The organism is Streptomyces griseoaurantiacus (assembly GCF_036189845.1).
GTDB classification, from domain to species: Bacteria; Actinomycetota; Actinomycetes; order Streptomycetales; family Streptomycetaceae; genus Streptomyces; species Streptomyces griseoaurantiacus.
This window is the reverse complement of the sequence record NZ_CP108326.1, coordinates 5587210-5613292: the sequence shown is the minus strand read 5'-3', so window position 1 is coordinate 5613292 and position 26083 is coordinate 5587210. Positions and strand designations below refer to the sequence as shown.

At 72.7% G+C, this 26083-nt stretch carries 20 protein-coding genes; 5 read left to right on the top strand and 15 right to left on the bottom strand.

Annotated elements, in window-relative coordinates; all coding sequences use genetic code 11:
• Positions 1-27: 27 nt before the first annotated feature.
• From OHB09_RS24965 to OHB09_RS24940, 6 genes are all read right to left on the bottom strand, one after another.
• A complete protein-coding gene (locus tag OHB09_RS24965) occupies positions 28-786 on the bottom strand; it encodes an NUDIX hydrolase (protein ID WP_191852081.1) in 759 nt (252 codons plus the stop codon).
• A 130-nt stretch (positions 787-916) separates the two neighbouring features.
• Positions 917-2836, bottom strand: a complete 1920-nt coding sequence (locus OHB09_RS24960; protein ID WP_397891798.1) for a glycogen debranching N-terminal domain-containing protein — start codon at positions 2834-2836, stop codon at positions 917-919.
• Positions 2837-3393: 557 nt separating this feature from the next.
• Positions 3394-5100, bottom strand: a complete 1707-nt coding sequence (locus OHB09_RS24955; RefSeq protein ID WP_328922554.1) for a DUF4192 domain-containing protein — start codon at positions 5098-5100, stop codon at positions 3394-3396.
• Between the two features lie 230 nt (positions 5101-5330).
• Positions 5331-6134, bottom strand: a complete 804-nt coding sequence (locus tag OHB09_RS24950; protein WP_319350642.1) for a cyclase family protein — start codon at positions 6132-6134, stop codon at positions 5331-5333.
• Positions 6109-7458 carry an MFS transporter gene (locus OHB09_RS24945; RefSeq protein ID WP_006142603.1) on the bottom strand — a complete coding sequence of 450 codons (1350 nt, stop codon included), beginning with the start codon at positions 7456-7458 and terminating at the stop codon, positions 6109-6111. The genes OHB09_RS24950 and OHB09_RS24945 overlap by 26 nt, the downstream gene beginning before the upstream one ends.
• Positions 7455-8687 (bottom strand): M20 metallopeptidase family protein, encoded by a 1233-nt coding sequence (locus tag OHB09_RS24940; protein ID WP_328922553.1) that lies wholly within the window; start codon positions 8685-8687, stop codon positions 7455-7457. Before OHB09_RS24940 ends, OHB09_RS24945 begins: the two co-directional genes overlap by 4 nt.
• A gap of 106 nt (positions 8688-8793) precedes the next feature.
• Here OHB09_RS24940 and OHB09_RS24935 point away from each other — a divergent pair, with 106 nt between their 5' ends.
• Positions 8794-9810, top strand: coding sequence for an Lrp/AsnC family transcriptional regulator (locus tag OHB09_RS24935; RefSeq protein WP_328922552.1), 1017 nt, complete (start codon positions 8794-8796; stop codon positions 9808-9810).
• Between the two features lie 8 nt (positions 9811-9818).
• Here the strand turns inward: OHB09_RS24935 and OHB09_RS24930 are convergent, their stop codons facing one another.
• Positions 9819-11978, bottom strand: coding sequence for a RecQ family ATP-dependent DNA helicase (locus OHB09_RS24930; protein WP_093594077.1), 2160 nt, complete (start codon positions 11976-11978; stop codon positions 9819-9821).
• A 420-nt stretch (positions 11979-12398) separates the two neighbouring features.
• Here OHB09_RS24930 and OHB09_RS24925 point away from each other — a divergent pair, with 420 nt between their 5' ends.
• Complete coding sequence (locus OHB09_RS24925; protein ID WP_328922551.1) at positions 12399-13031, top strand: hypothetical protein; 633 nt, start codon at positions 12399-12401, stop codon at positions 13029-13031.
• 104 nt (positions 13032-13135) lie between these two features.
• Here the strand turns inward: OHB09_RS24925 and OHB09_RS24920 are convergent, their stop codons facing one another.
• From OHB09_RS24920 to OHB09_RS24910, 3 genes are all read right to left on the bottom strand, one after another.
• Positions 13136-13759, bottom strand: a complete 624-nt coding sequence (locus OHB09_RS24920; protein ID WP_078631141.1) for a hypothetical protein — start codon at positions 13757-13759, stop codon at positions 13136-13138.
• Between the two features lie 68 nt (positions 13760-13827).
• The gene (locus OHB09_RS24915; protein WP_328922550.1) at positions 13828-14529 is read right to left on the bottom strand and encodes a ribonuclease HII; all 702 of its coding nucleotides are present in this window, start codon (positions 14527-14529) and stop codon (positions 13828-13830) included.
• A 104-nt stretch (positions 14530-14633) separates the two neighbouring features.
• Positions 14634-15254, bottom strand: a complete 621-nt coding sequence (locus tag OHB09_RS24910) for a TetR/AcrR family transcriptional regulator (RefSeq protein WP_328922549.1) — start codon at positions 15252-15254, stop codon at positions 14634-14636.
• Positions 15255-15662: 408 nt separating this feature from the next.
• Between OHB09_RS24910 and OHB09_RS24905 the strand changes: the two genes are divergently transcribed.
• Entirely contained in the window at positions 15663-17228 is a 1566-nt protein-coding gene (locus OHB09_RS24905) for an MFS transporter (protein ID WP_006142595.1), read from the top strand.
• A 211-nt stretch (positions 17229-17439) separates the two neighbouring features.
• Here the strand turns inward: OHB09_RS24905 and OHB09_RS24900 are convergent, their stop codons facing one another.
• On the bottom strand, positions 17440-19107 hold the full coding sequence (locus OHB09_RS24900) for a DUF4153 domain-containing protein (RefSeq protein ID WP_328922548.1): 1668 nt from the start codon (positions 19105-19107) through the stop codon (positions 17440-17442).
• Between the two features lie 208 nt (positions 19108-19315).
• Here OHB09_RS24900 and OHB09_RS24895 point away from each other — a divergent pair, with 208 nt between their 5' ends.
• Positions 19316-19663 carry a VOC family protein gene (locus OHB09_RS24895; protein ID WP_191852085.1) on the top strand — a complete coding sequence of 116 codons (348 nt, stop codon included), beginning with the start codon at positions 19316-19318 and terminating at the stop codon, positions 19661-19663.
• Positions 19664-19881: 218 nt separating this feature from the next.
• Here OHB09_RS24895 and OHB09_RS24890 read toward each other — a convergent pair whose 3' ends face one another.
• From OHB09_RS24890 to OHB09_RS24880, 3 genes are all read right to left on the bottom strand, one after another.
• A complete protein-coding gene (locus OHB09_RS24890) occupies positions 19882-20811 on the bottom strand; it encodes an ADP-ribosylglycohydrolase family protein (RefSeq protein WP_328922547.1) in 930 nt (309 codons plus the stop codon).
• A gap of 73 nt (positions 20812-20884) precedes the next feature.
• Positions 20885-21517, bottom strand: coding sequence for a histidine phosphatase family protein (locus OHB09_RS24885; protein ID WP_167795647.1), 633 nt, complete (start codon positions 21515-21517; stop codon positions 20885-20887).
• Between the two features lie 149 nt (positions 21518-21666).
• The gene (locus OHB09_RS24880; RefSeq protein WP_006142590.1) at positions 21667-22272 is read right to left on the bottom strand and encodes a YdbC family protein; all 606 of its coding nucleotides are present in this window, start codon (positions 22270-22272) and stop codon (positions 21667-21669) included.
• A gap of 159 nt (positions 22273-22431) precedes the next feature.
• Here OHB09_RS24880 and OHB09_RS24875 point away from each other — a divergent pair, with 159 nt between their 5' ends.
• On the top strand, positions 22432-22965 hold the full coding sequence (locus OHB09_RS24875) for a TerD family protein (RefSeq protein ID WP_191852087.1): 534 nt from the start codon (positions 22432-22434) through the stop codon (positions 22963-22965).
• A 122-nt stretch (positions 22966-23087) separates the two neighbouring features.
• Here OHB09_RS24875 and OHB09_RS24870 read toward each other — a convergent pair whose 3' ends face one another.
• Entirely contained in the window at positions 23088-25997 is a 2910-nt protein-coding gene (locus OHB09_RS24870; RefSeq protein ID WP_191852088.1) for a vitamin B12-dependent ribonucleotide reductase, read from the bottom strand.
• Positions 25998-26083 lie beyond the last annotated feature (86 nt).

The window sequence follows — 26083 nt, the reverse complement described above, 5'->3', positions numbered from 1 at the left end:
ATGCGCGCACAGTGGCCTGACAGGCAGTCAGGCCTCGGGACGCAGCATGGGCGGATTGAGCAGGGTGGCACCGCCGGCCCGGAACAGCTGTGCGGGCCTGCCGCCCTGACGGGTCGTCGTCCCCCCGGTCGGCACGAGGAAGCCGGGGGTGCCGGTGACCTTGCGGTGGAAGTTGCGCGGGTCCAGGGCCACACCCCACACCGCCTCGTAGACGCGGCGCAGTTCCCCCACGGTGAATTCCGGCGGGCAGAAGGCGGTCGCCAGCGAGGAGTACTCGATCTTGGAGCGGGCGCGTTCGACGCCGTCGGCGAGGATGCGCGCGTGGTCGAAGGCGAGCGGCGCCGCCTGCTCCTCGCCCTGGCCGTAGCCGCCCTGCCGCAGCAGGTCCTCGACCGGCGCCCAGCGGGCGCTGTGGGCGTCACCACCCGGGCGCGGGGCGGGAAGATCGGGGGCGAGCGCGAGGTGGGCGACGCTGACGACCCTCATACGGGGATCCCGCCCCGGATCCCCGTAGGTGGCGAGCTGTTCCAGGTGCGCTCCGTTGTCCTGAGCGGGCACGGACGGGCCGTGGGCGCGCAGCCCCGTCTCCTCGGCCAGCTCGCGCGCCGCCGCCTGTTCGAGATCCTCGTCGTCCCGTACGAATCCGCCGGGGAGTGCCCAGCGCCCCTTGAAGGGTGACTCTCCCCTGCGGACCGCCAGTGCGCACAGGGCATGACGGCGCACGGTCAGCACGACCAGGTCCACGGTGACGGCGAAGGGCGGGAAGGCTGACGGGTCGTAGGGCATGCGGTGATCATAGTCGTCTGCCTGACGATAAACAGTCCCTTCCGCAGTCGCCGCGAGGCCGTCTCCTGCCGCGCCCGTCCTCCGCCCCCGGATCCGCTCCGGAGCCCGCCGTGACGGGAGTACGGCCGGGTCAGGCACCCAGTTGCAGCCCCTCGGCGGCCTCCTCCACCATGGCGAGGCCAAGGCGGCCGACCCGTACGGAGAAGGGGGCGCCCGCGACCCTCAGTCCCGTGAGCCCGATCTCGCCCAGGGGGGCGCTGCGCACCGGGCGAAGGGTCACCGTCCCCGCCGGTACGTCCGGCCGGACACCGGCGAGTGTGGTCAGCAGCAGGAGTCCCGCGGCGGCGGCCGTGGCGGCGGGGCGGCAGGCCGCGGGGTGCGGCAGGGGGGCGCCGCCCTCGGTGCGCTGCTCCCCGGCGTACATCTCCGGCAGCCGGTGGGCGAACGTCTCGGCGGCGTCCAGCGCACCCCGCAGCAGCGAACTCGCCTCCTTCTCGAAGCCGGCGGCGGCCAGCCCCGCGACGGCGACCGCCGTCTCGTGGAGGCGCACCGCACCACCGCGGTGACCGAAGGGGCTGTACGCCGAGTCCTTGGTCTCCAGCCCGCGCAGTCCCCAGCCGGAGTCCATGGCGGGGCCGCCGAGCAGCCGGGCGAGTTGTTCGGTGCGCGCCGGGTCGAGCAGGCCGGGCGCCCATGCCCCGGAGCCGAGCAGTCCGGTGTCGAGGAGGTGGACGGTGTGGGCCCCGAGGTGGGTCACGAGCCGTCCCTCGGGGGTGCGGGCGGCGGCGGGCCTGCCGCCCGCACGGTCCTCGATCCAGAACTGTTCCCGGAACGCGGTCCTGAGCGTCTGCGCCCACTGCCGCAGCTCCGTGCCGCCTGGCCGCCCGTAGGCGTTCAGGAGGTCGGCTCCCAGGAGTGCCGCACGGTGGGCGTGCGCCTGGGTCTCGGCGCGCACCGGCCCTCCGGGCGGCGGGTCGGCCAGGAACACGCCGTCGCCGACGGCGCCGCGCAGCCAGCGCAGACAGCGCTCGGCGGTGGGCAGCAGCTCCCGCGTCCGCCGGTCGGGCAGGCCCCAGCGCCGGGCTTCGGCGAGGAGCACCGGGAACAGCAGGGTGGCCTCGGTGGCGGTGCAGCTCGGGGGGAGCCGGGGACCGGCGTCCCGCCGGGGGCCCGGGATCATGCCGGAACGGCGGTCCGGCCCGGTGATCTGGGTGCGGGCGAGCGCCCTCAGGGTGCCCAGGGCCAGGCCGGTGCCCAGCGGCAGGGTCATCCGCGCGGCTACCAGCGCCTCGGCCGGCGCGGGACCGCACCGCCAGGGCGCCCCGCCGGCGAGGTACAGGTCCGTGGGATGCCCGGGGTCACGCAGCAGCAGGGCCCGCAGGTCTTCGAGGCAGGTACGCCACAGAGGGGCGACGCGGGGGTCGTCGCCGCTCGCCCGGGCGGGGGCGAACGGGTTGGTCGCGGCCCTTCCCGAGGTGGTGGCCGGGCCGGTGCCGTGGGGGCGGATGCGCAGTTCGACCGTCCAGGTGCCGCCCGGTGGCAGCTCCACCTCCCAGCGCAGCAGCCCCGCGGAGGCGAGGGCGTCGGACGGCGGCGGGTCGGCCGTCACGGCACACGCGGTTCCCCTCGGGGTGCTCCAGCGCAGACCGGAGGCGTGGACGTCGGCCGGGATCTCCGGGGTTCCCGCGCCGGTGGCCACCGTGGCCAGTTCCGCGAGGTCGGTGCCGAGGGCGACCTCGACCGGCAGCCGCAGGGGACGCGCGGAGAAGCCGCGCAGGGTGATCCGTTCCGTGCCGTCCGCGTGGCGAACGCGCTCGACCAGGAGGTCGGGGTCGGGTCCGGTGCCGGGGGAAGCACGGACGGTGCCCACGAACCGGACCCGGTCGGCGGCGACCGGCCGTGCCTGCACCGCGAGCGGTTCGCGGCCCGCCACCCGCACCCGGCACCGGGAGAGCAGCCGCCGGCCCCCGCGGTAGAAGCCCTCCATGCCCCGGCCGTTCAGCTGTCCGTCCTCCGTCGAGATGACCAGTCCCGGCAGGGCCACGCACATCAGGGCGGTGTGCACCGGAGGCGGTTCCAGCGGCCCGGGACCCGGCATCGGCGGCCGGGACCGGAATCCTCGGTTCCCGGCGCGCGGCGGGAGTTCCCCGGGCCGGACGGGAGGGTCCCCGGGGCGGGAGGGGACGGGCATCGACGGAACCGGCATCGGGCGTGGTGAGGGGGTGAGCGGTGCCGGTGGCAGTGCCGGTGCCGGTGGCAGTGACGGCGTAGACGGTGCGGGTACGGGCGTACCGGGGGCGCGGGTGCCCGGTACGTGTCCGTCCGGTGGCGGGAGCGGAGCGGGGTCGACCGGTGCGCACCGGTCGAGGTCGGTGGGCGCGGTGTCGGGGACGGGCGGGGTCGGCTGGGACATGGGGCGGCTTCCTCTGCCCCGGGCGCGCGCCCGGGGGTGTCCGGCAGCGGGTAAGTGCTCCGGAATGTCGGGGGCGGTGTGTCGGCGCGACCCGGCAGCGGGTTCCGCCACCCAGGTGAACGGAGCCGACCTGCCCGGAGTCACGCTCCTGTTCCCGTGATGCGGTGGTGCAAAGGCGCGAAGGCGGACGTGGCTCATTCCCCGGCCCCCTGGTCCTTAGGCACCGCACTCCCCCGTTCCCGCGAGCGGTCCGTGCGGGTGCCGCGGCCCGGCGCGGCGGTGGGCTTGAGTCCGAGGTGTCCCTCGGTGGGCGTGGCCGGGCCCGTGGGGCGCCGGCGTCGTTGGGTCCCCGGCCTCGGCGTGCGGCGGTCCGGACCTCCGCCGGTGGCCGCCCCCCGTGTCGACCGGTGCCGTCGTCGTGCGGCGCGCTCCACTCCCGGAGCGGCGACGGAGACGACGGGGGCGGGCACGACGGGGGCGGGCACCTCGGGTTCCGCCGACATGCCTCCTGTCTGAGCAGGCATGTTCTTGGTCTCCGCAGGCATGTCCTTGGTCTCCGCAGGCATGCCGTTGTCCGTGGCGACCGTACCGCCGCTTGTCACCGCACGGATCGGTACGTCCGTTCGGATCGCCTCGTCCGCACGATCCGTCCCGCCTGCCCCGCCTGTCCCGTCCGTCGGGTGGGGAGCGGTGGCGTCCGGTCCGGCGTTCTCCCGGCGGTCGCGGTCGGCACGCAGGCAGTTGCGGATGGTCTCGGGGTCGAGCCCTTCGTTGCAGGCCTGGTGGAGAAGGCGGGCGAAGAGGTAGTCGGGGTCCGCGCCCATGGCCATGGCCAGTGCCTCGCGGGCCTCCAGTTCGTCGCCGGAGGACCAGGCGACCCAGCCGGCCAGGGTCAGCGGCGCCGCGGCGTGTTCCCGGTAGGGGCCGACGCAGCGGCGGGCGAGGGCGCGCCACAACCGCAGGGCAGGGGCCGCTTCGTCGCCCTCCATCCACGCGGCCGCGCGGTCCCGGGTGGTGCGGTCCTGCAGTCCGAGGATGACGGCGGCCGCTTCCTCGTGCCCGATCAGCTCGTCGTCACGGCAGTCGGCCGAGAGGGTGCCGGTACTCGTGCCCTTGCCGGGTTCGGCCTCGGCCGCGGCCGTGGTGAACCGGCCGATGAGTTTCCGGGCCATGTCCAGGGTCTCCGCCTCGACCTCGTCGCGGGAGACTCCGTCGAGGATGCGGGGCACGAGCTTCGCGCCGGCCGCGTCGAGGGCCGTCTCCTGTTCCAGCGCCGCCGCGGTCTCCCAGGGCTGCAGCCTCGCCCTGAGGTCCCGCAGACTTCCCCTGACCTGGATGCCGGCGTAGGTGGCCGCCGCGGCCAGCACCGAAGTGCCCGGCAACCCCATCGGGTTGCCCTCGACCGGGCAGCACCCCGGGCTCGGACAGCAGTAGGACCAGAAACGGCCGTCGGCGATGCAGAGTGCCTCCACCACGGCGACGTCGAGACTGCCGCATGTCGTGCGCAGCAACTGGGCGAGCGGCCGCAGGCGTTCCATGACGTCCCGTCCCGTTTCCCCGGGTCCGGGGTCCTGGACGAGGTAGGCGACCATGCTCTCCGGCCGTGCTCCTCTGCGCTCGCTGCCCCACACCAGGCCGTGCGCGAGTTGGCGGGCCGCGGCGGCCCAGTCCTCGCGCTGGGCGGGGATACCGAGGCGGGCCCGGCCGCCGAACGTCCCGCCCTGCTCCCGGTCGTGCAGGGCGACCAGCACGATGCTGTCGTCCGGCCGGTACCCCAGCAAGTAGGGCAGGGCGTCGGCCAGTTCCGCGGGGGTGCGCAGGGTGACCTGGCTTCCCGCACGGGAGGCGCCGGTGATGCCGTGGCCCACGTACGTCGTGGGGTCTTCCTCGTGATGCGTCATGCCGTGACCTTCTCGCGGACCGCGACATTCCGCTTGGCCCTGTGGACAACTCCGATCATGACCACGCCAGGAGTTGTCCACAGGAAGCCCGGTCGGCTCCCCCGATGTCCGCACCATCGGGTTCCATGAACCTCATGAGCGACAAGCGACAGGCGACGAACGGTCCGGCCACGTGTGCCCCGGTCCGGCCGTCCCGCCGGGGTCCCGTTACCGCAGGCGTCCGTACGGCCTCACGCGCCCACCACGGCCAGGGGGCGGATCGGTGCCCCGGTGGCGCCCACCACCTTGAGCGGGGCACCGACGAAGAGGAATTCCTCCGTGCCGGCCGCGGCGAGCGTCTCGGACAGCTTCTCCAGCTCCAACACCTCGATGAGGTTGATGCCGTGCTCGTGCAGCAGCAGTCGGTGGACCGGCAGCCCCGTGGGCCCGGGGCCGGGCGGCCGCTGTTCGAGGGCGATCGTGTCGGCGCCGACGGCGGCCACTCCCCGCTCGGCGAGCCAGGCGGCGGCCGCGAGGTCCAGGCCGGGCACGCCGGACTCGTCCCCCACGTAGGCGCGTGGGTCGTCCCACAGCTGGGCCCATCCGGTGCGGATCAGGGCCACGTCCCCGGGGCGCGGCACGGGGCCGGCCTCCAGGTCCGCCACACCGACGGGCGCACCCGGTGCGAGGCGCGGGACCTTCCGGAGCCGTGGCAGGTCGTACAGCACTCCGCGGCAGAACAGGGGGCGCACCTGGTCGATGCCGTGACTCGTGTAGCGGCCCGCGTGCATCGCGTCGGCGACGGGTACGCCTCCGTGCAGTCTGCCGTCCACGGCCACGTGACTCAGCGCGTCCATGTGGGTGCCGACGTGCCCGCCCAGGATCATGATCTCGTGCGAGCCGGTGAGTCCGTCGGGATAGGGGACGTCACCGTGCCGGTGGCGCAGGGCGAACTCGAACGGTGGGTGTGTGGGGGACGCCGGCATCCCGACCTCGAGCGGTTGCGCGAGGTCGACGACGGTGACGTCGTCAGCCGGCATGTCGAGCGGTGTCATGCTGCTCAGCCTTCCTGTTCTTCTCGGGAACCGCCTGGTCGAGGGTGTTCAGGTCCGAGCCCCGGCCCTCCTTGAGCGTCAGCACGGTGGCCGCCGACACCAGCAGGAGCAGGACCACATAGCCGGTGAAGAAGGTGGGCCCGAGCGTCTGGCCGGTCCAGGTCTGGAGGTAGGGGGCCGTTCCTCCGAAGGCGGCCACCGCCACGGAGTACGGCACGGCGAGTCCCGCGGTCCGGATGTGTGTCGGGAACATCTCGGCGTACGCCGCCGGGAGGATCGACACGCCCGCGCCGATGAAGACCATGGCGAGGGACATGGCGAGGCCCAGCTGGACGGCGTCGCCGAGGTCGAGCAACTGGAGGGGGAACAGTGTCACGGCGGTGCCGAGATGGCTGATCAGCAGAACGGGGCGCCGTCCGACGCGGTCCGAGAGGGCGCCCCAGGCGGGGAGCACCGCGATGAGCACCAGGCTGGACAGAACGCCCGCCAGCAGTGCCGGAGTCGAGGCGAGGTGCCTGTTGGTCATGGCGTAGGCGGGCGCCGCGATGACCCAGGCGTAGTACACGACCGTCGGGCCGACGGTCATGCCGATCACCTGCAGCGCCGCGCGGCGGTGCCGGACGAGTTCGGGCCAGAAGGGCTGCTTTGCCGCCGGCCGCTCCCGCTCCTTCACGAAGACCGCCGACTCCTCCAGGGAGCGCCGGACCCACAGCGCCACCAGGCCGAGCAGACCGCCGACGACGAACGGGATGCGCCACCCGTAGGCGAGCATGTCCTCGTGCGACAGGGTCAGCGACAGCACCAGCCCGAGCAGCACGCCGAGCGAGTTGCCCCCGACACTGGCGATGTAGATGAGGCTGGACCAGAGGCCGCGCCGACGGGCGGGCGCCTGCTCGGTCAGGTAGGTCTGCGCCGAGGGCAGTTCACCACCCGTCGCGAGCCCCTGGACCACGCGGCACAGCAGGAGGATCAGCGAGGCTCCGACGCCGGCCGCGGCGTAGGTGGGGGCGACGCCGATGAGCAGGCTCGCCCCGGCCATGCCGCCGACCGTCAGGCTCATCATCGGGCGGCGGCCGACCCGGTCGGCGAGCCGGCCGACGAGCAGCCCGCCGAGCGGTCGTGCCACGAAGCCGACGGCGAAGACCGCGAGCCCGGACAGGAGCGCCGAGCCGGGGGCGGCCTCGGGGAAGAACTGCCCCGCGAAGAACGGCACGAAGATCGTGTAGATGCCCCAGTCGTACCACTCGAGCGCATGGCCGACGCAGATGGCGAACAGGGTGCGGCCGACGCGCCGCCGGTCGTCTTCGGGGTGGTGCGTGCTCATCTCGAACCCTCCGGGAGCCCGGCGGACAGGGGGAAATGGGGGCGGCGGAGGGCGAGTTCCGCGAGCAGCGCGGCGCCCAGCGGGAGCACCGACTCGTCGAAGACCGCCCGGCCGCTGTGGTTGTACGCGGCGCTCGCCGGGTCCGCTCCCTCGGGCAGGGCGCCCAGGGCGAGGAAGGTGCCCGGCACTTCGGCCAGGACCCGCGAGAAGTCCTCCGACCCGGTGAGCGGATGCTCCAGCGGATGCACCCGGTCCGCGCCGAAGACCTCGGTGATCGTGCGCCTCGTAAAGGCCGTCTCCTCGGCATCGTTGACGGTCACCGGGCGCTCGTGCGTGAACCGGACGTCGGCCTCTAGGCCGTGTGCGGCGGCTATTCCCTCCAGCAACCGCCGGGCCTCCTCGCCGACGCGTGCGGCGGTCGCGTCGGAGAAGGCGCGCAGCGTCGCCTCGAACCGGGCCGTGGCCGGGATGACGTTGCGCCGCGTCCCGGCCCGCACGACGCCGACCGTGAGGACGACCGGGTCGAACACGTCGATCCGGCGGGTGATCAAGGTCTGCAGAGCCGTGATCATCTCGGCCGTGACCGGCACCGGGTCGCGCGCCAGGTGGGGAGCCGAGGCGTGGCCACCACGTCCCCGGACGGTGACCTCCAACGACGCTGAGCAGGACATCATGACCCCGGGCCGCACATGGAAGCCCGCGGGCAGGGTCGAGAAGACGTGCAGCGCGTACGCCGCGCCGACCCGTTCCCCCGCCGCGTCGAGCACGCCCTCCTTCAGCATCGCCCTGGCGCCCTCCCAGCCCTCCTCCCCGGGCTGGAACATCAGCACCACGTCGTTCGCCAGTTCGGTCTGCCGGGCGGCGAGCAGCCTGGTCGCGCCCACGAGCATCGCGGTGTGCAGATCGTGCCCGCAGGCGTGGGCCGCTCCCGCCACGGTCGAGGCGAAGGGGAGGCCGGTCTCCTCCTGCACCGGCACCGCGTCCATGTCCGCCCGTAGCAGCACCGGCGGCCGGCCGGGTGCCGCGGAGCCGGCGTGTCCGCGCAGCACCGCCGTGACGGAGGTGGTGTCCTTTCCGGTCGTGATCTCCAGGGGCAGGCCGTCGAGCGCGGCCAGCACCGCCTGCTGTGTACGCGGCAGGTCCAGGCCGAGTTCGGGCTGCGAGTGGAGCAGCCGCCGCAGCGCGATCACCTCGTCCCGCAGGGCGTGCGCGTCGTCCAGCACCGTCATATCGTCCTCCGTGCGTCCGAGAGCGCAGCGAGTATGTGATGCCGCGGGCCTGCGGACCGGGATTCCGACGGTTTCGTGCACCCTGGAGGCCGTGAAGGTGATTTCCGTGCGACCGGAGCTCGACGAGAGGGATCTGAGGCTGTTGCACGGCCTCCAGATCGCTCCACGGGTCCCGTGGGCCGAGGCGGCCCGCATCCTGGGGACGAGCGCGGCCGGTGAGGCGGCCAGATGGGCCGGGCTGCGCGAGCGCGGTCTCGCGTGGATCACCGCCCACCCCGGCGGCAGCTACCGGCGTGTCACCCTCGCCCTGGTCGAGGTGGACTGCCTGCCCGGCGCGCGGCGGGCCGTCGTGGAGGCCGTGTGCGCGGACCCCCGCGCGGTCACCGTCGAGGAGTCGACGGGGGGACGGGACCTGCTCCTGACCGTGATCACCGAGAGTCTCCCCGCACTCACCGCGTACGTCCTCGACGAGTTGGAGACCCTGCCCGGGGTGGCCCGGCAGCGGACCCTCGTCGCCACCGCGGTGCACCGTCACGGCAGCCACTGGCGCCTGGACGCGCTCGACCCCGGCGAGGAGGCCGCGTTCCGCGCGGCCGCCGCACGCGGGACGACCGCGGCCACCACCACTCCACCGCGGGAAGCGTGGCCGCTCATCGAGTCACTCGCCGTCGACGGACGCTGCAGCGCGGCGGACCTGGCGCGCGCGACCGGCCGGAACCCCGCCACCGTGCGCCGTCAACTCGCCCGGCTGCTCGGCTCGGACCTGCTCTCCTTCCGCTGCGAACTCGCCGGTGAGCTCTCCAGCTGGACAGTGAGCAGCACCTGGACCGCACATGTCGAGCCCGCCGACCACCGCAGGACGGTGCGGGCGCTCGCCACCATGCCGGAACTGCGGATGTGCATATCGACCACCGGCGACTCCAACCTCGCCATGGCGTTCTGGACGCGTTCCCCGCACGACATGCTCCGCATCGAGCGGACGCTGGGAGAGCACCTGCCGTGGCTCCGGCTCCGGGGCAGCGCGATCAACCTCCGCACCCCGAAGAGGATGGGCTGGCTGCTCGACGCCTCCGGCCGCGCGACCGGCAGGGTCGTCCCGCCGAGCGCGCTCGCGGCGTACTGAGGGACCGCCTACCCGGCCAGCGCGAGGACGAGGGGGAGCACCTCGGCGGCACCGGCCCGGCGCAGGAGGCGTGCCCCGACGGCCAGGGTCCAGCCGGAGTCGGTGTAGTCGTCGACGAGCAGGATCGGTCCGGGAGTGGCGGCCAGGGCTGCGGCGAGGTCGTCGGGCACGGTGAAGGAGTCGGCGAGGGCGCGCAGCCGCTGGGCGGAGTTGCTGCGGTGCGCGGTGTGCTCCTGGGCCGCGGGGGTGTGGGCCAGGCTGCCGAGGTACGGGAGCCTGCCGATCCGTGCCACGCCCTCGGCCAGGGTGGTGACGAGTCGCGGGCGGGTGCGGGAGGGCAGGGCGACGACACCCACGGGCCGTGCCGCCGCGTCGGGGCCGCCACCGGCCCAGCCACCGGGCGAGCGGGCCCAGTCCGCCAGCACGGTCACGACGGCGTTCAGCACGTCGTCCGGAACCGGCCCGTCCGGCGCCTGCGCCGAGAGGAGGGGCCGCAGCCGGTTGCCCCAGCCGATGTCCGACAGCCTGCCGAGGGCGCGCCCCGTGCTCGCCTGCTGCCCCGGGGGAATGCGGCCCTTGAGGTCCATGCCGACCGCAGCGAGTCCCGTCGGCCACATCTTGCGCGGTTCGACCTCGACCCCCGGCCGGTCCAGCTCGCCCGTCGCCTGCGCGAGGGACGCGGGCGAGACGGCCGCCTCCAGCCACGGCCCGGCGCAGTTGTCGCAGCGTCCGCAGGGAACCGCCCGGTCGTCGTCGAGCTGCCGCTGCAGGAACTCCATCCGGCACCCGGTGCTCGCCACGTAGTCCCGCATGGCCTGCTGCTCGGCCGCCCGCTGCTTCGCGACCCAGGCGTAGCGCTCCGCGTCGTAGACCCACGGCCGCCCGGTGGCGGTCCAGCCGCCCTTGACGCGCTGGACGGCGCCGTCCACGTCAAGAACCTTCAGCATCGTCTCCAGGCGTGAGCGCCGGAGGTCCACCAGCGGCTCCAGCGCCGGCAGCGACAGGGGCCGACCCGCCTCCTCCAGCACGGCCAGCGTGCGCCGCACCTGCTCCTCGGGCGGGAAGCCCACCGAGGCGAAGTACGCCCAGATCGCCTCGTCCTCCCGGCCCGGCAGCAGCAGTACGTCCGCGTGGTCCACGCCGCGCCCCGCACGGCCCACCTGCTGGTAGTAGGCGATCGGGGAGGAGGGCGAGCCCAGGTGCACCACGAAGCCGAGGTCCGGTTTGTCGAAGCCCATGCCGAGGGCGGAGGTGGCGACCAGGGCCTTCACCCGGTTCGCCAGCAGGTCCTCCTCGGCCTGCAGCCGGTCGGCGTTCTCGGTCTTCCCCGTGTAGGAGGCCACCGGATGACCGCGCTGCCGCAGGAAGGCGGCGACCTCCTCCGCCGCCGCCACCGTCAGCGTGTAGATGATCCCCGAGCCCGGCAGGTCACCGAGGCGCTCCCCCAGCCACGCCAGCCGGTGCGCCGCGTTCGGCAGTTCCAGCACTCCCAGCCGCAGGCTCTCCCGGTCCAGCGGCCCGCGCAGCACCAGCGCGTCCCCGCCTCCCGTGCCCAGCTGCTCGGCGACGTCCGCCGTGACCCGGGCGTTGGCGGTCGCGGTGGTGGCCAGGACCGGCACACCGGCCGGGAGTTCGGCCAGCATCGTGCGCAGCCTGCGATAGTCGGGCCGGAAGTCGTGGCCCCAGTCGGAGATGCAGTGCGCCTCGTCGACCACGAGCAGGCCCGTGGTGGCCGCGAGCCGGGGCAGCACCTGATCGCGGAAGTCCACGGAGTTGAGGCGTTCGGGGCTCACGAGGAGGACGTCGGTCTCACCGCGCTCGACCTCGCCGTAGATCGTCTCCCACTCCTCGGGGTTGGCCGAGTTGATCGTGCGGGCCCGGATGCCCGCCCGTTCCGCGGCCTCGACCTGGTTCCGCATCAGCGCGAGGAGCGGCGAGATGATCACCGTGGGGCCCGAGCCGCGCCGTCGCAGCAGCGCGGTGGCGACGAAGTACACGGCCGACTTGCCCCAGCCGGTGCGCTGCACCACGAGAGCGCGCCGGTGCTCCTCCACCAGGGCCGCCACCGCCTGCCACTGGTCCTCCCGCAGCCGGGCCGCGTCCTTCGGAGCGCCGACCAGCTCGGCGAGGACGGCATCGGCTTCGGCGCGCAGTTCCAGGGTGTCCATGCCCCCATGCAACCCGATGAGGGAGGAGGTCGGCCAATCCCCGCACCGTGACGGTGCCCCTTGGTCCGTCGTATCCGCCGTATCCGCCGGAAGCGGGACCCCGAAGGTGCCCCGCCCGCGGCGCCGGCGGGGCGGTGGACGTGGCGCGCGGGAGATGTTGCCGCTGGTCCCGGCCGTACGGCCGGGACCCACGCATCCTCGGGCGGCTCACCGGGCACACTTCGGTCAGGGATATAAGCGACGCATCGCCAGAAAACGGTCGGTGAGCCCAATTGCTCGTTGCCGCAACCAAGTTCGACAGGAACAATTGGAATCCGCTCCCCGCGTGGCTCCTCCGTCGTCCGGCGGAGCCCTGCCGCGGTGTGCGCTCCCCACCACTGATCCCGCCCGCTGTGTGGGCGCGTAGCCGAAGGGAGGACCGTGACCTTCGGATTCGCTCCGTCCTCGGCGGCGTCGTTGTCGGCCTCCACCGATCCGTCCGCCGCTTCCGTGACCCCGCCGGCCCGCATGCTCGAACCGGCGGAGTGGGCCGCCGCGGGGATCCCGTTGCTGCGCAGCCCCCGGGACGTCGTCAACGGACTGCACGTGCTGCACCGGCCCCGGCCCGCCACGGCGGTCGTGGCGGTCCTCGACCCGGAGGAACGGCTGTGCGCCAGCGCCTCCTTCGTCCGGCGGTCCGCCCCGGCGGACGGCTGGATGTTCCGCAACGCCCTGCTCGCGCAGTTGCGCCGGGTGATCCCGCACGACCTGCGGCGCCGCACTCCGGTGCGGACGGCGGTGCTGCTCTACTGCCGTGAGGGCGACGCCAGGTGGACGGAGGAGGACGGCGCGTGGATGTGGGGACTGCGTGACGCGTGCACGCTGCACGGACTGCGGTGCGGGGCGTACATCACGCTGACGCGGGACGGCTGGCAGGTGCTGGGCGAGGGGCGCGGAGGACGGCGTCCGCATGCGGACGCCGCACCCGAGGGGCAGGACGAGGCCGTGGTCCGGCCCTTGCCCCGCACCGGGGGTACCGCCTCGGACGTGATGCGCCGGGTCGCGGCGCGCTGAGGCGGGGCGCGGGGTCGAGGGTTCTCACGCCCTCCCGTCGCGCCCGCGGCGCACGCACGACTCCCCGCATTCCCGGCGGGAACCGGGGATGCGGGGAGTCGATGTCAGACGCCGGCGCCGAGGACCGCGTTGATCTGCTGCGGGTCACCGCAGACGATCAGCAGTGCGGCGGCCCGGGCGAGCGCCAGCGGCAGCGCGGCGGCGACCGTCGTGTCGGCGCCGCCGTTGACGGCGACCACGACCACGGGCCGGGACGCGGCACGGTCGGCCGCGGAGGCGTCGGCGTAGAAGACGTCCTCGCGGGCGTCGTGCTGCGCCCAGTACGAGGCCTCGCCGAAGGAGAGTTCGTGCGCGGCCCACGGGTGGAGGTCGCCGGTGGTGACCACCAGCACCTCGTTCGGGGCGCGACCGCTCTCCAGCAGCAGGTCGACGGCTTCCTCGGCGGCGTCCAGCGCGCCCTCGGCCGAGGCCGGGATGAGCTGGATCTGCGGAGTGGCCGCCGACGTGGCGGACTTGGCGGGCTGGGCGGCAGCCGGGGCCGGGTCGCGCGGGGTGCTGCGCTGCGCCGGCACGGGCCGGTTCGGCCCCGGACGGCCGGGACGCGCCGGAGCCGCGGGACGGGGGCCGGGTACGGGGCGAGGGGTCGACGCGGTACGGCCGCTGGCCGGGGTGGCGCGGGGACCCTGGGCACTCTCGTGAATCTGAGGCTCCTCGGGAATGAGAGGCATGGGCTGATGTCTATCAAATGCCGGTGCGAGTCGCCCCGGCGGGTGGCACATGAGTGCGAGCGGAATCGTCAGAAATCGAAGCCGAGCTGGCCCTCGATCTCCGGAACGCTTCCGTCCGCCCAGCTACGGGCCTTCTTGAGGTGCCGCCACTGGGGCAGCGCATCAAGATACGCCCACGACAACCGGTGGTAGGGGGTGGGCCCCCGGACCTCCAGTGCGGCCCGGTGCACGGGGGACGGATATCCCGCGTTGGCCGCGAAGGCGAAGTCTGCATGGTCGACACCCAGTTCGGCCATCATTTTGTCGCGCTGCACCTTGGCGAGCACCGAGGCCGCCGCGACGGCGACGCAGGACTGGTCGCCCTTGATCACCGTGCGCACCCTCCAGGGCGAGCCCAGGTAGTCGTGTTTGCCGTCGAGTATCACCGCGTCGGGCCGGACCGGCAGGGCCTCCAGCGCGCGCACCGCCGCGAGGCGCAACGCGGCGGTCATGCCGCGCTCGTCGATCTCCTGCGGGGAGGCGTGGCCGAGGGCGTACGAGGTCACCCAGGTCCGCAGGGTCTCGGCGAGTTCCGTACGCCGTTTGACGGTCAGCAGCTTGGAGTCGGTGAGGCCCGGAGGCGGCCGGCGCAGTCCGGTGACGGCCGCGCAGACGGTGACGGGGCCGGCCCACGCGCCGCGCCCCACCTCGTCGACACCGGCAATGACCTTCGCTCCGGTCGTGGCGCGCAGGGAGCGCTCGACGGTGTGAGTGGGTGGTTCGTACGGCATGGCGCCCTCAGCCTACGACGCCCGGGACTCCCCGCGACACCCCGGTCCGCTTCCGTCCCGGGGAGCGCCTCCGGACCGCGGCCCGGAGGCCGTGGCGGCACGTGTCAGGTGGCGTCCGGGCGCAGCAGCGGAAGCATCAGCCGGTCCACCAATTCCTTGATGTCCTGTTCACTCCATTCGCTGTCGCACATCTTGGTGCGGTACATCATCATGGCCGGGATCGTGTCGTAGACGTAGTCGTTCGCCGCACCCGCACGCACCTCACCTCGTTCGATACCACGGGTGATGATGTTCTGGAGCAGCTCGGCGGTCGGGACGAGGAACTTCTCGCAGATCAGGACGTGGAACTGTTCGACCTGCACGGTGTCGCATTCGTGAATCACCGAACGCAGGGCGACTCCGGAGCGCGAGAACATCGCCTCGCGTGCCCACAGGCACAGGGCGATCAGATCCTCGCGCACGCTTCCCAGGTCCGGCGCCTGCCGGAAATCGGGCAGTCCGGCCCGCAGCGCCTCGGCGACGAGTTCCTCCTTCGAGGACCAGCGGCGGTACACCGCCGCCTTGCCGGTCTGGGCGCCGGCGGCCACCCCCTCCATCGTGAAGTCGCGCCAGCCGACGGTGCTGAGCTGATCCAGGGCCGCGTCGAGGATCGCGCGCTCGAGGACGGCTCCGCGTCGACGCGGTGCCGTGCGGGCGGGGGCCTCGGACCAGGAAGAAGCAGTCATCGGGGATTCTCCGTTGAGCGGGTGGGCGGGTGAGCGGGTGCCTGGTTCTCGACTGGGAGCGGCAGGCGGCGGGAGCCAGGGAGCGGGAACCCGTACGAGTCCTCGCGCGACATGTCAGGCAGGGGCACCGGAATGCGCGTCCTTACCGGAGGACGGCACACCGCCGAGCCGCAGCCGCCTGAACCACCGAAGCCACCGGGGCCGCCCGGGCCGTCGAGGCAGGAGAGGACGTCGGCTTCGGGGCGCGCGAGGGTCTGCGCGGGCGCGGCGGGCGCGTGCCGCGGGGCGCGGGGAGGGACGCCGTGCGCGATGAAGTTAAGTGAACGCTTGCGTTCACTTCGCGGGATCACTACCGTAGCCCCGACAGTGAACGCGAGCGTTCACTAATACTTCCGTGGGGGATCCACCGTGACAGCCTCGCCAACCTCATCAGCCTCTCCATCGCTCCAGCAGCCCAAGCCGGGAGCCGCTCGTCGGCAGGGACATCCCAACATCGCGCTCGCCGTCATCGCGGCCTGCCAACTCATGGTCGTACTCGATGCGACGATTGTGAACATCGCGCTCCCGCACATTCAAGACGCGCTCGAGTTCAGCACCACCGACCTGACATGGGTGGTCAGCGCGTACACCCTCACCTTCGGCGGTCTGCTGCTCCTCGGCGGCCGGGCCGGTGACATCCTCGGCCGGCGCCGGGTCTTCATGACCGGCATCCTGCTGTTCACCGCCGCCTCGCTGCTGGGCGGACTGGCCCAGGAGCCCTGGCAGCTGCTGCTCGCCCGGGCCCTGCAGGGCGTGGGCGGCGCCATCGCCTCGCCCACGTCGCTCGCGCTCATCACCACCACATTCCCGGAAGGACCCGAGCGGAACCGGGCATTCGGCGTCTTCGCCGCGGTCTCGGCGGGCGGCGGCGCGATCGGCCTGCTGGCCGGCGGCATGCTCACCGAGTGGCTCGACTGGCGCTGGGTGCTCTTCGTCAACGTGCCCATCGGTGTGCTGATCGCCGTCCTGACCCCGATGTACATCAACGAGTCCGAACGCCACCCGGGCCGCTTCGACATAGCCGGCGCGCTCACGTCGACGCTCGGCATGGCGGCGCTCGTGTACGGCTTCATCCGGGCCGCCGAGGAGGACTGGCAGGACAAGGTGGCCATCGGGTCCTTCGTCGCGGCCGTGGTCCTGCTGCTGGCGTTCGCCTTCATCGAGACGCGGGCCAAGGAACCGATCACTCCCCTGCGGATGTTCGCCGACCGCAACCGCTCCGGCACGTACGTGATCATGCTGAGCCTCGCCGCGGCGATGTTCGGAATGTTCTTCTACATCGTGCTCTTCGTGCAGAACGTGCTCGGGTACAGCCCGATCAGCGCGGGTCTGGCCTTCCTCCCGGTGACGGTCGCGATCGGGCTCGGCGCGGGGCTGTCGCAGCGGTTCCTGCCGACGTTCGGTCCGAAGCCGTTCATGGTCGTCGGCTCGACGCTGGCGGTTCTCGGGCTCGGCTGGCAGACGTTCATCAGCCCCGACAGCTCCTACGTGGGCGGCGTGCTGGGCCCGATGCTGGTGTTCGGCTTCGGCATGGGCCTCAACTTCGTGACGCTGACGCTCACCGCGGTGTCGGGTGTCGCGCAGCACGAGGCGGGTGCGGCCTCCGGCCTGCTCAACGCCATGCAGCAGGTGGGCGGTTCACTCGGACTCGCCATCCTGACCACGGTGTTCGGCACCGCCAGCTCGAACGAGGCGGACAAGCAGGTGCCGAAGTTCCTGGCCGAGGGCTCGGCGGAACAGAAGGCGGAGTTCGCCAGGTCGCACCAGTTGCCGGCTCCCTGGAGCCACGAGGTGCTCGCGCACGGCATCTCCTCGGCGTTCATCCCGGCGGCCGCGATGGCCGTGGTGGGTCTGGCGACCGCGGCACTCGTGATCCGGGTCCGCAAGAGCGACCTCGAGGCACTGGCCGGTACGGCGGGGCCGGGGATCGGCTGACCCGACGCACGACGGGGTGGGGCCGGCCCCCCTTCCCGGCCCCATCCGGCCCACGGCGGAGGCGCACGTCACCATGTGGCGTGCGCCTCCGCCGTGGCGCACGGACCGGTCACGGCGGCACCGGCGGTTGGCGGCCTCGGGACGGACACCCCGGGACGGACACCTCGCCGCGCACCCGGGACGGAAGCCTCGCCGCGCGCCCCGCGGCGGGTCAGCCGTACAGCGCCTCCGAGCCCAGTTGCCCACAGGTGATGACGTCGGCGCGGGCCGACACCGGGCGCTCGGCGAGGAGGTCCCGGGCGCGGGAACGGCCCCGACTGATCGCGTACCAGGGGGCGTCGGCCGTCTCCGCGAGGTCCCGCGCCACGCGCCGCAGTGCGCAGGAGCGCATCGGCTCGGCCAGCCGGTCGAGCGCCGGTACGGCGTCGGCGGACAGCCCGTCCGCGTAGTCGAGGTCGAACCTGCCGGTCTCCTCGTACCGTTGCACGTTCCGCTCGGCCACCAGCGCGTCGGGGGAGGCGAGCCCGAAGGCCAGCACGCCGGCGACCGCGCCGGCCGCCACGGCCCTCGGAAGCCACCGGGCGCCCCACACCCCGGCCGCCATGATCAGCACGATCACCAGGCCGAGCCACCACTCGACGGCGGTCACCGAGAGCCTCAGCCGCGTCAGCCCGTACGCCTCCACGTACATGTCCATGCGCCGCACCGCGGAGGCCACGACGACGAGCGCGAGGGCGCACAGGGTGCCCAGGACCCCGCGCACGAGCCGCCGGTCCCGCGCTCCCCCGCGCGGCGCCCAGCGCAGGGCGAGGACGATGACGACCAGGGTCAGCAGGGTCGCGAGGAGCAACTGCCAGAAGCCCTGGCGCGCGTACTCGGCGTACGACTCGCCCGTCTCGCGCAGCACGGCGTCGTACCCGCCGAAGAGCACGGTGAGCTGCACGGCGTTGAAGGAGGCGAACAGAAGCACCAGCACGACGAGCGGCAGGGCCCATTCGGCCCGGCCCCGTGCCCTGCCCCCGGGCACCCGGACCCGGTCCCAGCGCGGGGGCGCGGAGGCGGTGTGCGCCGCGGCGAGCGCCCCGACGAGGCCGAGGGCGAGCATCAGCACGTGCCAGAAGCCGCCGGTGAACGAGGCCTCTGGCATCAGGTCGCCGAGGAGGCCGGCGAAGGCTGCGTCCGCACCGGCGAAGAGTGCGCCGAAGACGAGGAGCAGGACGACCGTCACGACGAGAGCGCGCAGCACGGGGACGATGCGTCCCCGTGCGCCCTCCGAGCGGGCGCGCACGCCCTGCCAGCCCCAGCGCGGGCCCGTGACGAGCGACTGGAACACGCCGATCGGGCCCAGCAGCACGGCCGGCCAGCGCCGGCCGCCGTGCAGGGCGAGCGAGCCGGCGGCGAGCGCGGTGAGGACGGCCAGGGAGGAGGGCCAGTCCGCGTCGCGCAGGGCCGGAATCGCCAGCAGGGCGAGCCCGCCGACGGCCCAGACCAGGCTCCAGGCGTGCGTACGGCGTCCCGCGGCGCGGCCGGCGGCGTAGGCGGCGTACGCGGCGGGGAGGGCGACGAGGAGGAGGTTGACGCCCACCCCGTCCGTCAGGAGGAGGGTGGCCAGGACGCCCGTGACCAGCACACCCCAGAGGGCGGGGACGGGTATGGGGACGGCGGGCCCGGGAGCCCGTGCGGGGGTCAGCCAGTCCCCCGCTTCCAGGTCCCCGGGGCCCCGCTTGTCCTCCGGGACGCGCACATCGGCATCGGGATCGGCGTCCGTGGCCACGGCCGTCCCGGTCGCCTCGACGTTCCCGTCCGGGTCCCCCGGAGCCGGATGCGTGTCCGAGGGCCGCTCACCGGGCTCGGGGGGCGTCGTCGGTCTGTCGGTCACGGAGGTCCTCCCTGCCGGACCGCGGACGGGCCGACCGGCATGATCGTTTTGACGGGTGCCGGTCAGACTAGGCAGGTGGGGTCGCCTCCGCGCTGCGGCCCGGGAGAGTCTGTGGCAAGCCTGTGACAAAGGTGAAGGACGAGGACGGACGTGCTGTAGTACCCCTGGGAGCCACAGAGCAGGTCCGTGTCCGCGAGGGGAGTCACCGATGGCCGTTCGCCGTGTCGTACCCACCATCCGGTCGGAGGCCGTGCGGGAGAGCCGGGATTTCTACGGCCTGCTGGGCCTGGAGGAGGTCATGAACCACGGCTGGATCATGACGCTCGCCTCCCCGTCCAGTCCGGCGGCGCAGCTCAGCGTCATGACCGAGGACAGGACCGCCCCCGTCGCCCCCGACATGAGCATCGAGGTGGACGACGTCGACGCGGCGTACGCCGTCATGCGGGAGAGCGGCGCGGAGATCGTCCATCCCCTGCAGGACGAGGAGTGGGGCGTGCGGCGGTTCTTCGTACGCGATCCCGGTGGACGGGTGGTCAACGTCCTGGGCCACCGCTGACGGCCCCTCTCCCGAGCCCCGCCCACCTGCGCCGGGGCGGACGGCCCCTCGCCGCCGCGACCCGACGCGCACACGGGGATGTGCCCTCGTTCGAAGTGGACAGCTCGCTGAGGTTCCTCATCCGGCATGTGAGCTGACACCGCACCACAGTGCCGTGCACGCCGCCGACGAACGCCTGTGCGAGGCCGTCGACAGGGCTGACATTGCCCGATGCGGCACTAGCGAGGCAGCGGCGCCCAGGCCGGAAGGGGTTCCGTGCGGTCCAGCCAGGCGGTGGGCGGGGCTCCCCGGGTGCCCGAGGCGACGATGCCGCCGACGATCGCACAGGTCGTGTCGACGTCGCCGCCCGCCTGCGCGGTGGTCCAGAAGGCCGCTTCGTAGTCACCCAGGGCGCGCGCCGCCGACCACAGCGCGAAGGGCACCGTGTCGTGCGCCGTCGTACGCCGCCCGCAGCCCAGGACCGCGGCGACCGTGCCCGCGTCGGCGTAGTCGAGCATGTCGCGCGCCCGGCGCAGTCCGGCGCCGACCGCGCTGCGGGCCGGGACCAGCGCGATCACACCGTCGAGCAGCGCGCCCGCCTCCGGCGGCCCCTCAGGCGCGGCGGCCAGCGACGCGGCGGCGGCGACAGCCATCGCGCCGACCACGGCCTCCCGGTGCTGATGGGTGGGGTAGGCGGAGATCTCGGCCTGGTGGGTGGCCTGCTCGGGGTCGTCGGCGTACCAGGCACCCAGCGGCGCGATCCGCATGGCGGCCCCGTTGCCCCAGGAGCCCTGGCCGTTGAACAGCGCGGCGGCCAGTTCGCGCCAGTCGCCGCCCTCCCTGACCAGGCGCAGCAGCCGGTTGACGGCGGGCCCGTAGCCGCGGTCGAAGTCGTGGTGGACGGCGAAGGAGCGGGCCAGCTCGTCCTGGTCGATGCGGCGGTGCGCGGCGAGCACGGCCACCACCGAGCACGCCATCTCGGTGTCGTCGGTCCACTGCCAGGGCCCCTCCGGCAGTGCGCGGCGCCTGAGCAGCGGAAGGGTGCCCGGCACGAAGAACTGCGAACCGAGCGCGTCCCCCACCGCCAGCCCGCGCAGACTGGCCAGCGCGCGCTCCAGGCGCCCGCGGGAGGAGTGATCGGAGGAGTGAGGGGAGGGATCAGCGGTCATCGCCCCGCCACTCTAACCGGAACCACCGCACGACTCCGGGTCCCGCCGGGCCGCGCCCGGCACGCGAGGATCCCTACTTCCACCGGTCGAACGGCCGATCCAGCGTGTACTTGCCGTTCTCGCCCAGCACCAGCATCCGGGTCTCGCCGTTGCCCGGGTTCGCCAGGGACTCGAACTCGGTGACCGTCCAGTGGAACCAGCGCATGCAGAAGAGCCGCATGGCCAGGCCGTGGGTGACGATGAGGACGTTGGGCGGGTGGTCGGGGGCCTCGAAGCTGCGGAACAGGCTCTCCAGGAAGCCGCCCACGCGGTCGTACACGTCGGCGCCGGACTCGCCCTGCGCGAAGCGGTAGAAGAAGTGACCGTAGGCGTCCCGGTACGCCTTCTGCAGCCTGACGTCCTCGCGGTCCTGCCAATTGCCCCAGTCCTGCTCCCGCAGCCGGGGCTCCTCGCGGACCCGGACGAGGGCGGGGTCGAGTCGGAACTCCCGGAGGGTCTCGTGCGTGCGCCGGTACGGGGAGACGTAGACGCTCACGCGCTCCCCACCGAAGAGTTCCCGCAGGTGGCGGCCCGTCTCCTCCGCCTGGCGCCGGCCCTTCTCGGTGAGCGCCAGCGCGTGGTCGGGCTCGCGTTCGTACACGGTGTCGTCGGCGTTGCCCATCGACTCCCCGTGGCGGACAAGGACGATGCGCCGTGGTCGTGCCATGTCTCGACCCTAGAGCGAGCGAGGCCCACTCGAACACCGGACCGGGGGTCCGTACGGCACAGATCACACCGGGTGTCACCCCGTGTGCACGCCGTACCCCTCGCACGCGCACGCTCGGTGAACGGCGCTCCACCCTCCGCGCGGCGCGCTCACACCGTCCAGCCCGGTTCCAGGTCGACGAGGTCGCCGGTCAGGGAGGCGACGTCCGCCTCGATCTGGGTGCGCAGCGCCAGCCGTTCCACCCGCTCGGCGCGGTACTTCCCGTGCTCCGCGGCCGACTGCCACATGGAGAGGATCAGGAACTCGGGGCCCGGCGCCTCGCCGAACAGCCCGCGGATCATCCCCGGTGAGCCGGCCATCGCCGGGTTCCAGACCTTCTCCTGCATGAGTGCGAAGTGCTCGGCCCGTTCCTCGTGGACGCGGCAGTGGGCGACCCGGACCAGATCGGCGTCGGTGAAGCGGGGCTCGAAGCCGGTCTTCACGTCGAAGCGGTAGTCGAACAGCTTGACCTGCTGGTCCTTGAACGTGCCGGACTGCGTGGCGGCCAGCCGGTCGTGCGAGCGGGCCATGAAGGAGTCGTAGAAGGTGCGGCTCTCCCAGAAGGTGAAGACGTGCGCGACGCCGGGGCGGGCGCGGCTGAAGCCCCCGCCCTGTCCCCTGAAGCCCGGCTCCCCCGGCAGCCCCGCCCACTTCCGCTGCCCCCGTTCGAAACCGCGGCGGTCCACCACGGTGCAGCGAATCCACTTGACCAGCACGGCGCCATCGTAAGGCCACCGGAGCGGCGCCGGTCACGCCCGTCGGGAGCGCGAGGGCGCACGGCCGCCCCCGGTCCTGCCACGACCGTGGCAGGATGGACAAACGGCCCTTGCGGCTTGGCTGTTGGGAGCTCGGGACTCGGGGAAGGGGCACACACGGTGAGCGGCATCAGCAAAGGGATCGACAAGGCCGAGGTCTCGGTCAAATGGGACCCCTCGCCCGCCGGCGAGGACCCCACCGACCTCGACATCGTGGCCGGTACCTATACGAGTGACGATCCGTACGGCGCCCCGGTCTACGTCGTGCACTTCGACAGCCGCTCCCCCGACGGGACCATCAACCTCAACCGGGACAGCCACGACGGCAAGGGCTTCGGCTGGGACGAGGTCATGACCCTGGAGCTCGAACGCCTCGACGCGCGGTACGTGCGCGTGGTGGTCGGCGTGGTCGTCCAGCAGCGGTACGGCCACCACACGTTCGGCCGTGTCCTGCGTCCCGCGCTGCGCGTCCGCGAGGGCTACACCGTCCTCGCCGAGGACGACTTCGCCGGCGTGCCGGACGCGACGGCGGCCACGATCGCGGAGTTCGTACGCGACGACGACGGCGAGTGGCGGTTCCGCGCCGGCCTCACCGGCTTCGATGACGACGACCTGGCGACCTTCCCCCGCGTCATGGGCCGCGCCCGCGCCTGACCGGCGGGCGCGGCCCCGTCCGGCGCCGGGGCGATCCGGGCCCCGCGCACGCCGGAGGCGGGGACCCGGATGTCCGGATCCCCGCCTCTGCCAGGCGCGTTCAGCGCCCGGTGGCGTACGGGTCAGCTGCAGCCGCTGGTCGAGCCGCAGCCCTCGCAGATGTAGCAGGAGCCGGCCCGCTGCATCTTCGTGCCGCAGGAGAAGCAGAGCGGGGCGTCCGCCTGGATGCCGAGCTGCATCTCCACCAGTTCGGCGCTGGTGTGGGCCTGCTTCGGGGCCGGCACCGCCGCGGCGGCCTCGGCCTTCGGGGTGACGACGGCCTTCAGCTCCTGGGCGAGGGGCGCCGACTGGGCCAGGCCCTCGACGTCCATGTCCTCGTCGTCGAGCGGCTCGTAGGAGCCGGTCTCCAGGTGGCGCTGGCGCTCCTCGGCGGAGTGGATGCCGAGCGCGGAGCGGGTCTCGAAGGGCAGGAAGTCCAGCGCCAGGCGGCGGAAGATGTAGTCGACGATCGACTGCGCCATCCGCACGTCCGGGTCGTCGGTCATGCCGGCCGGCTCGAAGCGCATGTTGGTGAACTTCGAGACGTAGGTCTCCAACGGCACGCCGTACTGGAGGCCGACGGACACGGCGATGGAGAAGGCGTCCATCATGCCCGCGAGGGTGGAGCCCTGCTTGGACATCTTCAGGAAGACCTCGCCGAGACCGTCGTCCGGGTAGGAGTTGGCCGTCATGTAGCCCTCGGCGCCGCCGACGGTGAAGGACGTGGTGATGCCGGGGCGGCCCTTGGGCAGGCGCTTGCGGACCGGGCGGTACTCGACGACCTTCTCGACCGCGGTACGGATCGTCTCCTCGGCCTTCTCGGTGATCGCGTCCTTCTCGGCGGCCTTCGTGTCCTTGGTCTTGGCGGACAGCGGCTGGCCGACCTTGCAGTTGTCGCGGTAGATGGCGAGCGCCTTGACGCCCAGCTTCCACGCCTCGTAGTAGATCTCCTCGACCTCCTCGACGGTCGCCGTCTCCGGCATGTTGACCGTCTTGGAGATGGCGCCGGAGATCCACGGCTGGATCGCGGCCATCATGCGGACGTGGCCCATCGGGGAGATGGCGCGCTCGCCCATGGCGCAGTCGAACACCTCGTAGTGCTCGGCCTTGAGGCCGGGGGCGTCGATCACGTTGCCGTTGTCGGCGATGTGGGCGACGATCGCCTCGATCTGCTCCTCCTGGTAGCCCAGGCGGCGCAGGGCCTGCGGGACGGTGCCGTTGACGATCTGCATCGAGCCGCCGCCGACCAGCTTCTTGAACTTGACCAGCGCCAGGTCCGGCTCGACACCGGTGGTGTCGCAGGACATGGCCAGGCCGATGGTGCCGGTGGGAGCGAGCACGGAGGCCTGGGAGTTGCGGAAGCCGTGCTTCTCGCCGAGGCGCTGCACGTCCTGCCAGGCCTCGGTGGCCGCGGCCCACACCGGGGTGTCCAGGTCGTCCATGCGGGGAGCGACGGCGTTGGCGTCGGCGTGCTGCTTCATGACGCGCTGGTGCGGCTGGGCGTTGCGGGCGTAGCCGTCGTACGGGCCGACGACCGAGGCGAGCTCGGCGGAACGGCGGTAGGCGGTGCCGGTCATCAGGGAGGTGATGGCGCCGGCGAGCGCACGGCCGCCGTCGGAGTCGTAGGCGTGGCCGGTGGCCATCAGCAGGGCGCCGAGGTTGGCGTAGCCGATGCCGAGCTGGCGGAAGGCGCGGGTGTTCTCGCCGATCTTCTGGGTGGGGAAGTCGGCGAAGCAGATCGAGATGTCCATCGCGGTGATGACCAGCTCGACGAGCTTCTGGAAGCGCTCGGTCTCGAAGGACTGGTGGCCCTGGCCGTCGTCCTTGAGGAACTTCATCAGGTTGAGCGAGGCCAGGTTGCAGGACGTGTTGTCCAGGTGCATGTACTCGCTGCAGGGGTTCGAGCCGTTGATGCGGCCGGACTCCGGGCAGGTGTGCCAGTGGTTGATGGTGTCGTCGTACTGGATGCCGGGGTCGGCGCAGGCCCAGGCGGCCTCGGCCATCTTGCGGAAGAGGGACTTGGCGTCGATCTCCTCGATGACCTCGCCGGTCATGCGGGACGTCAGGCCGAACTTGCCGCCGGTCTCGACCGCCTTCATGAAGGTGTCGTTGACGCGGACGGAGTTGTTGGCGTTCTGGTACTGGACGGACGTGATGTCGTCGCCGCCCAGGTCCATGTCGAAGCCCGCGTCGCGCAGGGCGCGGATCTTCTCCTCCTCCTTCACCTTGGTCTGGATGAAGTTCTCGACGTCGGGGTGGTCCACGTCGAGGATGACCATCTTGGCGGCGCGGCGGGTGGCGCCGCCGGACTTGATGGTGCCGGCGGAGGCGTCGGCGCCGCGCATGAAGGAGACCGGGCCTGAGGCGTTGCCGCCGGAGGAGAGGAGCTCCTTGGAGGAGCGGATGCGGGAGAGGTTCAGGCCGGCGCCGGAGCCGCCCTTGAAGATCATTCCCTCTTCCTTGTACCAGTCGAGGATCGACTCCATGGAGTCGTCGACGGACAGGATGAAGCAGGCGGAGACCTGCTGCGGCTGGGGGGTGCCGACGTTGAACCAGACGGGGCTGTTGAAGCTGAAGATCTGGTGCAGGAGGGCGTACGCCAGTTCGTGCTCGAAGATCTCGGCGTCGGCGGGCGAGGCGAAGTACTTGTTGTCCTCGCCGGCCTTCCGGTAGGTCTTCACGATCCGGTCGATCAGCTGCCTGAGACTGACCTCGCGCTGCGGGGTGCCGACCGCTCCGCGGAAGTACTTGCTGGTGACGATGTTGACCGCGTTCACCGACCAGAACTCGGGGAACTCCACGCCGCGCTGCTCGAAGTTGACCGAGCCGTCGCGCCAGTTGGTCATGACGACATCACGAGACGCCCATTCCACCTCGTCGTACGGGTGTACGCCGGGGGTGGTGTGGATGCGCTCGATACGCAGACCCTTGCTGCCCGCCTTGGTGCCCTTGGCGCGGGAACTCCGTGCCGGACCGCTCGCCGTCTCTGTCATGCCGCCTCCCTGATATCGGGCAAAACGCCCATCAGTGCCCGTTTCTTCCTGGCACTTGTGTGTGGTGTGTCTGCTGGTCACGCGCA

What these genes read in the sequence shown, in the direction of transcription:
- OHB09_RS24965 (WP_191852081.1), bottom strand. Translation starts at nt 786, where the DNA reads ATGCCCTACGACCCGTCAGCCTTCCCGCCCTTCGCCGTCACCGTGGAC.
- OHB09_RS24960 (WP_397891798.1), bottom strand. Translation starts at nt 2,836, where the DNA reads ATGTGCGTGGCCCTGCCGGGACTGGTCATCTCGACGGAGGACGGACAG.
- OHB09_RS24955 (WP_328922554.1), bottom strand. Translation starts at nt 5,100, where the DNA reads ATGACGCATCACGAGGAAGACCCCACGACGTACGTGGGCCACGGCATC.
- OHB09_RS24950 (WP_319350642.1), bottom strand. Translation starts at nt 6,134, where the DNA reads ATGACACCGCTCGACATGCCGGCTGACGACGTCACCGTCGTCGACCTC.
- OHB09_RS24945 (WP_006142603.1), bottom strand. Translation starts at nt 7,458, where the DNA reads ATGAGCACGCACCACCCCGAAGACGACCGGCGGCGCGTCGGCCGCACC.
- OHB09_RS24940 (WP_328922553.1), bottom strand. Translation starts at nt 8,687, where the DNA reads ATGACGGTGCTGGACGACGCGCACGCCCTGCGGGACGAGGTGATCGCG.
- OHB09_RS24930 (WP_093594077.1), bottom strand. Translation starts at nt 11,978, where the DNA reads ATGGACACCCTGGAACTGCGCGCCGAAGCCGATGCCGTCCTCGCCGAG.
- OHB09_RS24920 (WP_078631141.1), bottom strand. Translation starts at nt 13,759, where the DNA reads ATGCCTCTCATTCCCGAGGAGCCTCAGATTCACGAGAGTGCCCAGGGT.
- OHB09_RS24915 (WP_328922550.1), bottom strand. Translation starts at nt 14,529, where the DNA reads ATGCCGTACGAACCACCCACTCACACCGTCGAGCGCTCCCTGCGCGCC.
- OHB09_RS24910 (WP_328922549.1), bottom strand. Translation starts at nt 15,254, where the DNA reads ATGACTGCTTCTTCCTGGTCCGAGGCCCCCGCCCGCACGGCACCGCGT.
- OHB09_RS24895 (WP_191852085.1), top strand. Translation starts at nt 19,316, where the DNA reads ATGGCCGTTCGCCGTGTCGTACCCACCATCCGGTCGGAGGCCGTGCGG.
- OHB09_RS24890 (WP_328922547.1), bottom strand. Translation starts at nt 20,811, where the DNA reads ATGACCGCTGATCCCTCCCCTCACTCCTCCGATCACTCCTCCCGCGGG.
- OHB09_RS24885 (WP_167795647.1), bottom strand. Translation starts at nt 21,517, where the DNA reads ATGGCACGACCACGGCGCATCGTCCTTGTCCGCCACGGGGAGTCGATG.
- OHB09_RS24870 (WP_191852088.1), bottom strand. Translation starts at nt 25,997, where the DNA reads ATGACAGAGACGGCGAGCGGTCCGGCACGGAGTTCCCGCGCCAAGGGC.